This window comes from Teichococcus wenyumeiae (assembly GCF_003696345.1).
Classification (GTDB): domain Bacteria; phylum Pseudomonadota; class Alphaproteobacteria; order Acetobacterales; family Acetobacteraceae; genus Pseudoroseomonas; species Pseudoroseomonas wenyumeiae.
Genome location: NZ_RFLX01000005.1, coordinates 269430 through 278980, shown reverse-complemented (window position 1 = coordinate 278980; position 9551 = coordinate 269430). Strand labels below are relative to the sequence as shown.

At 71.5% G+C, this 9551-nt stretch carries 6 protein-coding genes; 1 reads left to right on the top strand and 5 read right to left on the bottom strand.

The annotated features are described in order from the left end of the window. Positions 1 to 146: 146 nt before the first annotated feature. The 5 genes from EBE87_RS09975 to EBE87_RS09955 form a co-directional block, all read right to left on the bottom strand. Entirely contained in the window at positions 147 to 1634 is a 1488-nt protein-coding gene (locus EBE87_RS09975; RefSeq protein ID WP_120640474.1) for a TolC family protein, read from the bottom strand. After that, on the bottom strand, positions 1634 to 3505 hold the full coding sequence (locus EBE87_RS09970; RefSeq protein WP_147426193.1) for an FUSC family protein: 1872 nt from the start codon (positions 3503 to 3505) through the stop codon (positions 1634 to 1636). The genes EBE87_RS09975 and EBE87_RS09970 overlap by 1 nt, the downstream gene beginning before the upstream one ends. A gap of 2 nt (positions 3506 to 3507) precedes the next feature. Further along, complete coding sequence (gene mdtN / locus EBE87_RS09965) at positions 3508 to 4557, bottom strand: multidrug transporter subunit MdtN (RefSeq protein WP_120640476.1); 1050 nt, start codon at positions 4555 to 4557, stop codon at positions 3508 to 3510. A gap of 3 nt (positions 4558 to 4560) precedes the next feature. Next, positions 4561 to 4878: a YtcA family lipoprotein gene (locus tag EBE87_RS09960; RefSeq protein WP_120640477.1), complete on the bottom strand. Its 318-nt coding sequence runs from the start codon at positions 4876 to 4878 to the stop codon at positions 4561 to 4563. Positions 4879 to 5104: 226 nt separating this feature from the next. Next, entirely contained in the window at positions 5105 to 5839 is a 735-nt protein-coding gene (locus tag EBE87_RS09955) for a gamma-glutamylcyclotransferase (RefSeq protein WP_233553416.1), read from the bottom strand. Between the two features lie 91 nt (positions 5840 to 5930). Here EBE87_RS09955 and addA point away from each other — a divergent pair, with 91 nt between their 5' ends. Continuing rightward, on the top strand, positions 5931 to 9473 hold the full coding sequence (addA, locus tag EBE87_RS09950; RefSeq protein ID WP_233560070.1) for a double-strand break repair helicase AddA: 3543 nt from the start codon (positions 5931 to 5933) through the stop codon (positions 9471 to 9473). The last annotated feature ends 78 nt before the right edge of the window (positions 9474 to 9551 follow it).

Genomic DNA, 9551 nt, shown 5'->3' with positions numbered 1-9551 from the left:
ATCACCAGCAACACACAGCACCGCCGCAGAGCCACGCTCCGCAGGCGGAATTTTCATGCCCAGCATGAGCCGAGCGCCAGCTGCCTGTTCAGTTTGATGGGGAGCACTCCAGATCCCTGTAAACCTGCAACTCCAGCCCGGCACGTTCAAGGAACGGCATCGGCTGAGGTCAGGGCGCCAAGGACGAATGCCAGGTTCGCCGCCCCGACGGTCGCCGCGGCATGTGCATCCGCCTGGGCCTGCCGCGCGTCCAGCAGCCCAGTGTCGGCGGCCGTCGCCGCCGTGACCGTGCCGACCCCACCCCTGTAGGCCGCGAGAGCCGCGTCATAGGTGACCTTTGCCGCCCCGGCCAGGGCACCGGCGGCGCGATATGATTCGAGCGCCGTGCGCAGCATGTTGCCCGCCGTGACAATCTCGCTCACCGCCACGTTCTGCGTCAGCCGGAAGGTGCTCTCAGCCGCTGCCGCGCCCGCCTCCGCCTGTTTCAGCCGCGCGGCGCGCAGGCCGGAATCATAGAGCGGCACCGTCGCGCCCAGCAGCACACCCGTCCCCGTCGCCTGCTGGCCGATCGTCGGCAGGCCGCCGGCCTCGAAGTTGTTCCGCCCGGCCGCGAGCGCCCCCGCGACGAAGACATTGGGGAAGAACTCCGCGCGTGCCGCCGCGATGCCGGCCTTGCTCGCCAGCATCGCCTGGTAGCTCGCCATCACATCGGGCCGCCGCGCCAGGGCCAGGCTGATCATGTCGTCGATGGGGACGTCCGGTGCGTCGGGAAGCTGGGGCTGGTCGCCGGTATTGATCTTCAGCCGCAGCATCGGATTGACACCCATGGCAAGCAGAAGCACCTGATAGGAACTGCGTTCCTGGCCATCGGCCTGCACCCGCCGCAACTCGGATTGCGCGACCTGCTGGCGGGCCTGCGCGACTTCCACGGTGTTCCCGAGGCCGCTGGCGAGCCGCGCCTCGGCCGCGCCTCGGATGGCGATGCTGTTGCGCAGCGCCTCGCGCGCAAGGCGCGCCCGCGCCGCGGAAGCGGCATGGACATGGTAGGCGCGGGTGACGTTGAAGATCAGCCTCTGGTGCTCGCCGTTGAACAGCACATTCGCCGCCAGGGCGGCATGCCGCGCGGCCTCGGCGAGTGCCGCCCGGCGCCCGAAATCGAACAGCAGCCATTGCAGCGCGATGGAAGGTGAGACGCCATCCACCGTCGTGTCGAAATAGCGCCGTGAACCGATCGGCAACTGCAGCGGCGTGGAGGTGGTCTGCCGGCCAGCGATGACATTGGCGGTGATGACCGGCAGGAAGGTCGCGTCCACCATCCCGACCGCGAGCGCGGCCTCGCGCGCCCGCTGCCAGGCACCACGCGTGGCGGGGTTGTTGCGCTGCGCGATGTCGATCAGTTCCGGCAGGCGGTAGGAGGGGTTGAGGTCGATATCCGGCCTCGCCGGTAATACCGCGAGCACCGGGTCGGGCGGGACGCCGAAATCCTTACCTCCGCCCTGCGCGTTCCAGGCCTGGCTCTCACTGCCAGCCGGCCGCCACGGCGTCTCGGGGCTGGGCGAGGCCAGCTTCACGGCGTCCTCCGCGCAGGCGGCGAGCGCCAGCGTCAGGCAGAGGAAGGCGGCGCAACGCCGCATCAGACCGCCACCGCCGTCTGGAGCCGGTCGAGCTGGCGATGGAGCGGATGCGCTCCGTCGGTGCCGTCCGTGTCCTGGGCATCCTCGCCCCCGGTGATCCGCGCGCTGAACTGCCGCAGGCGCGCCGCGACACCGGGCAGCGGCTCCCGGCTGAGATAGATGTCCCGGGTGAGCGCGGCAATCTCCGCGCTGGCGTCCCGCAGCGCGGCCTGGGTCCTCGGCGCCGCGCGTATGGCCGCCGGTTCGAACGGCATCAGGGCGAGCAGCTCATCCGCCTTGCCAGCCTCCTGCGCCACCAGCGCGGCGTCGGGGACACCGCCGGGGCGGCGTTCCGGCGCCAGCGCGGCGAGGCGCGCCAGCCCGGCGAGCGCGGCTTTGAGATGGGCGCGCGCGGCACCCTCGACCGAGACGGGCCAGATGCGGGTGGAGACGAGATAGACGACGAGATTGCCCAGCAGGATGCCCATGATGCGGTCCGAGCCCGCGTCGAGGCTGGTGCTGGGCCGGAAGCCGTGCAGCACGATGAGCAGGAAGGCGAGCGCGATCTGCACGCCGCCATAGGAGATGCGCTCGTCGCCGGTCGAGACCCAGGCGCCCACCAGCATGCCGGCGAAGATCAGGGCCATCAGCCCGCCGATGGTCTCCAGATGCGGCACGACGAACAGGACCGCGCCGACGCCCATCGCCGCGCCGATCAGGCAGCCGATGATGCGCAGGCCGAGCTTGTGCACCGTCTCCCCCGTGGAGCCGAGCGCCGCGACGTAGCAGGTGACCATCGCGGTATGGATGCCCTGCCAGTCGAGCCCGGTATAGACGACGTAGCAGATGATCGCCGCGGCTGTGGTCTTGAGCGCGTAGCGTTGATATCCGGGGTTGGAGAAGGCATCGGGCACGAGGAAGGGCGCCTTCGGCGCCGCCACCGTCTCGGGCTCCGGCCCGCCGCCGATGGTGGCGAGGGCGGCCAGGATGGCCTGCTCGGCCTCGGTCGCCGGAACGGGGGCGGGGCCGGGCGGCGGCGGCGTCTCGCCGGCTTCCAGCGCTTCCATGCTGCGGCGTATCGCGGCGGTCAGGGCATCGCGGCGCGCGGCGTCCAGGTCTTCCGGCAGGGCGGAGGTCGCGAGGATGAGCCGCCAGGACGCGCGGACATCGCGCGCGATCTGCGCGGCCTGCGGCCTGCCGGCGAGCGCGAGCAGCCTGACGAAGCCCGCCATCTGCTCCAGCGCGGCGTTGTCGGCGCGCAGCATCTCGCCAAGCGCCTCGTGCCGACCAGGAGCGCCGGAGGCGATGGCCGCCGCGGCCGTGGCGAGGCGCTGGTGCAGCCTGTCACGCAGCAGCCGCACCGGCGAGAGGCCCAGGATGAGGTTGAACGCGATCATCAGCGCCATCGGCATCGCGGCGAGGCTCCAGGCGGAGCGCAATGCGTAGGTCACCACGTCGCCGGCCGGCGCCATGCTGATCAGCGTGAGGATGAAGGCGATGATCAGCCCGATGACGCCGCCGATCTCGCCGAGCTGGCTCGCCGCGCCCAGGAACAGGAAGGCGAAGGAGACGACCGCGATGGCCAGCATCCGCAGCAGCGGGGAATCGACCGTGGCGTTGATCAGCGGCACGACGCAGACCAGGACGATGGTCGCGAGCCCGATGAGGCCGAATGCGACGCCGATGGTCTCGACCGGGTCAGGCTTCATCAGGAAGATGACCAGGTAGCAGCTCAGCGCGGCTTCCGGGATCTCATACATAATCGCGGCCGCGCCAACGATCGCACAGAGCAGCGCGATCCTCCAGGTGAGCGCCGCCCGCCCCGGGAAGGGCGCGAGGTCGGAAACCGCCCGCGCGAGGAAAGAGCGCCGCCGGGGGGCCGTTGCATCCATGGTCAGCACTGCTCGCCATGATGGACGACCGCCACGGCCGAGGCGCCGATCCGCATCAGGACCTCCGGCGGCTCGATCAGGCGGATCCGCACGGGAAAGCGCTGAATGATGCGCACCCAGTTGAGCGATTTCGGCACATAGGGCAGGCCGCGCGGCAGGTTCACCACATCCTCGGAGATGACGCCCCAGCCGGTGCCCGCCACCGTCCCGGCGATGCGCACGGAGCGGTCGGCCAGCACGACGACGCGCGCGCAGTCGCCCACCGCGATGGCGGGTAGCTCGGTCTCGAGGAAGGTGGCGCTGGCATACCAGGTCCCCGTGTCGATCAGCGTGAAGACGGACTGGCCCGGCACCACGATCTCGCCGGTCGAGACCGTGAGCCCCACCACGCGGCCGTCATGGGGCGCGTGGATGGTGGTATTGGCGAGGCTGCGCTCGGCGAGGGCGAGGGCGGCGCGGCGCGCATCCACCAGCGCCTCCGATTCATCGAGCGTGCTGACGAGGCTGCTGGCCGCCTCCGCCTGGCGCACCGCCTGGGCGAGGCTGGTGCGGGCGTCGTCGCGGGCCGTGCGGGCGTCATCGACCTGCTGCGCCGAGACATAGCCCCTGCGCTGCAGCGGCGTGAGCCGCGCGAGCGATTGCTCGGCGAGGGCGAGATTGGTCCGCGCGCGGGCCACCTGATCCGTCGCGATGGCGGCGTTGGATTCCTCGGCGCTGATCGCCCGCTGCTGCGCGCTGCGCGCGGCTTCGGCCATCCGCAGGTCGGCGCGCGCCTGGTCGACGGCGAGGCGGAAGGGAACGGGGTCGATCTCGAACAGGAACTCGCCCTTCGCGACCTTCTGATCCTCCGTCACGGCGAGGGTGGCGATGCGGCCCGGCACGCTGGAGGCGACGTTCACGATGCTCGCGGTCAGCACGGCATCCTGGGACAGCGGATTGCTGTCGGCGCGCCGGCTGTAGAACCACCAGGCGGCGATGGCGCCTGCGATGATCAGCCCGGCAACGACGAGGCCGGGGAGGGAGTGGCGGCGGGAATAGGCTGATCGCGCCATCTGTCAGCGCCCATACAGGGCAAGCGCCAGCGCAAGGCCCATGATGGCCGCGAGGCATGCATAGACGAGGAGCCGCAGCGGCAGGTGCTCATCGATGCCGATCTTCACGAAGATGACGCGCAGCACCACGGCGCCGAGGACACCGGTGGCGGCACAGATGAGCCAGAAGGGGAAATAGGCGCCAAGGAACGGGACTGCCGGGCTGAGCGGGGCGTCACAGCCAGCCAAGCTTAGTGCAGCAAGAGCAGGGCAGGCCGCTGCCTGCGCCAGCCTTCGCCAGATCGGACTTCCGGACTGCGCTGCGCATACATTGGCCGGCATTCGCCCCCACGCACTCCTCGATGCGCTTGCCTCGCATCAAAGGCCATATGCCGGGGCGGGAAGATTCAAGCCTGCGTGATGCTGCCTGCGTCCTTCGGGAGATGGCGGGCCGGGAGAGCGGGGGAGGATTCCGTTTTCCCCCGCCTTTCAAAGATGCTCAGCCGAGGTGAAGGTTGTCATGACGAACGACCGCCCCGGACATTCCTGGCAGGCGGCGCGGCCACCCTCAGCCCGTGCGTTCCTGCGCCTGCGCCACCAGTGGCAGCAGCCGGTCCAGCAGCGCATCCCGGATGCCCAGGCGGCGCAGGCCACGATGCGTCTGGCGCAGGTAATCCGCGGCGCTCCCCAGATGCCCGACGGCCGTCGCGAGGCGCCGCACCACATCCGCCTCCGTGAGATCGGCATATTGCGGCCCGGCGCGATTGACGACGAAGCCGATGCCCTGGCCAAAGACCTTGCCTTCCGCGTCATGCAGCGGCAGCCAGCGCGGGATATAGGCGCCCGTCAGCATCTCCCGCCGCCAGATCAGCGAGAGTTCCTGCACCAGCACCGCCTCCTCGATCCGGAAGGCCACGCCCTCGCAATAGCCGCCCTCATCCAGCGCCAGCACCAGCCCGGGGTTTTCCGGCGTGCCGCGGCCGACGGGGGTGGAAAGGCAGAAGGCGCGCTGCCAGCCCTCCACCCGGGCGAAGCGGCTGTCCGCGTAATGGATGGTCGGGTTCCAGATCAGCGAGCCATAGCCGAAGAGCCAGACGGGACCGCTGCCGGGCGGGCGCTGTTCCAGCGTCTCGTGCAGGGAACGCGCGCGGTCCGTTTCGCTCATGAGCTGGGCGCCGAAGGCGCCCCGCACCATCTCGTCCAGGGAATTGGTCATCAGCCGCTCGCGCGTCAGCACATGCGGCTGCTCCGGGCCCTCGGCCTCATCCGCGTCTTCGGCGCCGGGAAGGTGTTTGGAGGTCACGATATCGCCTTCAGCATGGAGTCTCGGCAGAGATACTCGGCCGGATCGCCTCCGGTTGCCGCTGGAATGAGCCGGCCGGCCCGCCCTGTCCATGGCCGTCATGCCATCCCGCCATGGCCGCCCGCGCTCCTGCGTGCTGGACGCGCCCGCCATCCGGCCCGATCATGGGGCGGCCATGGCCCCTTCCTCCGCGACCCTCCTGACCCCGCGCGCCGAAGCCGAGGCCGCGCAGCGCCGCGCTTCCGACCCCAGGGCCTCGGCCTGGGTGGGCGCCTCCGCCGGCTCGGGCAAGACCAAGGTGCTGACCGACCGGGTGTTGCGCCTGCTGCTGCGGCCGGAAACCAAGCCCGGGCGCATCCTCTGCCTCACCTTCACCAAGGCCGCGGCGGCCGAGATGGCCACGCGCCTAGCCCGCCGCCTGGGCGAATGGGCGGTGGCCGGTGATGCGCCGCTTTCCGCCAGCCTGGAAGCCCTGACCGGCCAGCGCCCGGATGCCGCCGCCCTGACCCGCGCCCGCGCCCTTTTCGCCGAGGTGCTGGACCAGCCCGGCGGCATGCGCATCGCCACCATCCATGCCTTCTGCCAGTCGGTGCTGCGCTCCTTCCCGCTGGAAGCCGGGCTGCCGCCGCAATTTACCCTGGTGGAGGAAGCCGATGCCGCCTCCATGCTGGCCGATGCGCGCGAGGGCACCCTGGCCTCCGGTCGCCTGCCGGCCGAGGCGGTGGAGGCCATCGCCGGCCTTGGCAGCCCCGAGGATTTTTCCCAGACCCTGGCGGCACTGGTGAAGCACCGGGACCGGCTGGCCGGCGCCATCGCGGCGGCGGGCGGTGTGCCCGGCTGCGATGCCGTGCTGCGCCGCCGCCTCGCGCTGCCCGCCAGCGGCTCGGAAGCCGAGGCGCTGGCCAAAGCGGTGGAAGGCATTCCCCCGGCGCTGGACCGCGCCGCCGCCCTGCTGTGCCAGAGCGGCAACGACAACGACAAGCGCCGCGGCGCCACGCTGAAGGCCTGGCTGGCCCTGCCGCCCGATGCCCGGCTGGCGCGCTGGGACGACTGGAAGTCCTGCTTCCTCACCAATGACGGCAAGCCCTATGCCGACCGTTCCCTCGCCACCAAGGGCGGGCTGAAGGACGCCTTCAACGAGACCATCGGCATCCTGCGCGCCGAGGCCGAGCGCGTCTTCGCATTCGAGGAAACCCGGCGCGGCTGGCGGCTGCACGCGGCCTCGCTGTCGCTGCTGGCGCTCGCCCAGCCGGTGCTGGCAGCCTATACCGCCCGCAAGGCCCGTGCCGGCGCGGTGGATTTCGACGACCTCATCGCCGCCGCCCAGCGCCTGCTGACCGACCCCGGCAGCGCCTGGGTGCTCTACAAGCTCGATGGCGGCCTGGACCACCTGCTGCTGGACGAGGCGCAGGACAGCAACCCCGCCCAGTGGGACATCGCCGCCAAGCTGGCGGAGGAATTCTTCGCGGGCTCCGGCACGCGGGATGAAGGCATCCGCTCCATCTTCGCGGTGGGGGACGAAAAGCAGTCCATCTACGGCTTCCAGGGTGCCGATGCCGCCGGCTTCGCCCGCTGGCAGTCGCATTTCTCCACCACCGTGCCGCGCGCCGGCGCGCGCTTCGAGGCCGTGCCGCTGCAGGTCTCCTTCCGCTCCACCGCGCCGGTGCTGGCGCTGGTGGATGCCGTCTTCGCCGAAGGCCCCGCCCGGCGCGGCGTGGTGGGGGATGACGCGCAACTGGCCCACCGCGCCGACCGGATCGGCGAGGCCGGACTTGTCGAGATCTGGCCCCCTATGGCTGAGCCGCCGCGCGAGACGCCCGAGCCCTGGCAGGTGCCGCAGGAAGCGGTCGGCCAGGCCAATGCCGCCGCCCTGCTGGCCGAGAGCCTCGCCGCCCGCATCGCCCGCATGGTGCGGGAGGAAACGCTGCCCTCCCAGGGCAACCGGCCGATCCGCCCCGGCGACATCCTGGTGCTGCTGCGCCGCCGCACCGGCTTTTCCGACCTGCTGGTGGCGGCGCTGAAGAAGCAGGGCATCGCCTGCGGCGGCGTGGACCGGCTGCAACTGGTGGAACAGATCGCGGTGCAGGACCTGCTGGCCCTGCTGGACGTGCTGCTGCTGCCCGAGGACGACCTGCAACTGGCCGCCGTGCTGAAAAGCCCGCTGGTGGGCCTGACGGAAGACGAACTCTTCCGCATCGCCCATGGCCGGGAACAGCCGCTGTGGTGGCGCGTGCTGGCCGAACGCGGCCAGGACACCACCCTGGGCCGCGCCGCCGAATGGCTGGCCGACCTCGCGGACCAGACGGACCTGCACACCCCGCATACCCTGCTGGCCGAGGTGCTGGGCATCCATGGCGGCCGCGCCCGGCTGCTGGCCCGCCTCGGCCCCGATGCCGCCGACCCGCTGGACGAGGTGCTGAACGCCGCGCTCACCTACGAATCCCGTCACCCGCCCAGCCTCCAGGGCTTTGTGCAATGGCTGCGGCGCGGCGGTGCCCTGGTGAAGCGCGAGGCGGAAAGCGGCGTCGATGCCGTGCGGCTGCTGACCGCCCATGGCGCCAAGGGCCTGCAGGCCCCCGTCGTCATCCTGCCGGATATCGGCAGCGGGTTGAACCGCGACACCCTGCGCTGGAGCGAGGCCGAGCCGCCGCTGCCCTTCTGGGCCCCGCGCAAGGAATTGCATGCCCCCGCCTGGGCCGAGCTGGCCGAGGCCGATGCCCTGGCCCGCGAGGCCGAGGAAAACCGCCTGCTCTATGTCGCGCTGACGCGGGCGGAGGACCGGCTGCTGGTCTGCGCCCCCGGCGAGCCCAAGCCCGGCAGCTGGTACGACCTGGTGGCCCAGGGCTTCTCGCGCCTCCCCGGCGTGCAGGAGACGGCTTTTGAGCCCACCGCCTTTGGCGCCCCGCCCGCCGCCAGCTTCGATGGCCCGCTGCGCTGGTTCTCCAGCGAGCAGACGGCGCCGCCACGCCCCGCCGCCCGCCATGCCGGCGCCGTGGTGCCGCAGGTGCCGCCGGACTGGGCCAGCCGCCCGCCGCCAGCGGAAAGCGCGCTGCTGACCTACACGCCCTCCGCCCTGCCGGGGGAGGAGGAGACGCCCGTCTCCGCCCCGCATGGCGCCGCCGACCCCGCCGGCAGCCGCTTCCGCCGCGGCCGCATGATCCATGCGCTGATGCAGCACCTGCCGGAATACCCGGCGGGCGAGCGCCGCCGCGTCGGCGCCGCCTTTCTCTCCCGCCCCGGCCAGGGCCTGACGCCGGAGGAACAGGCGGCGACACTCGAAGAAGTGCTGGCGCTGCTGGAACACCCGGATCTGGCCGATGCCTTCGCCCCTGGCTCGCTGGCCGAGGCGCCGATCGCCGGCATCAGCGGTGGCGTGCGGCTGGTGGGGCAGGTGGACCGGCTCTCGGTGCGGCCGGACCGGGTGATCGTGCTGGACTACAAGTCCAACCGCCCGCCGCCGCAGGCGCTGGAGGGGGTGCAGCCGCTGTATCTGCGGCAGATGGCGGCCTACCGGGCGCTGCTGCAGCAGATCTGGCCCGACCGTCCGGTGGAATGCTGGCTGGTCTGGACCTGGACGGCGCATGCCATGCGGCTGCCTGAGGCTTTGCTGGACCGCCACAGCCCCTCCCGCTAGAATCGGCTTCTGTCAGGCTGCGCCGCGCTTTTTGTGATGCGCGACGCCGCCGGTTACGCCTTTCCGGCAACCGTCCCC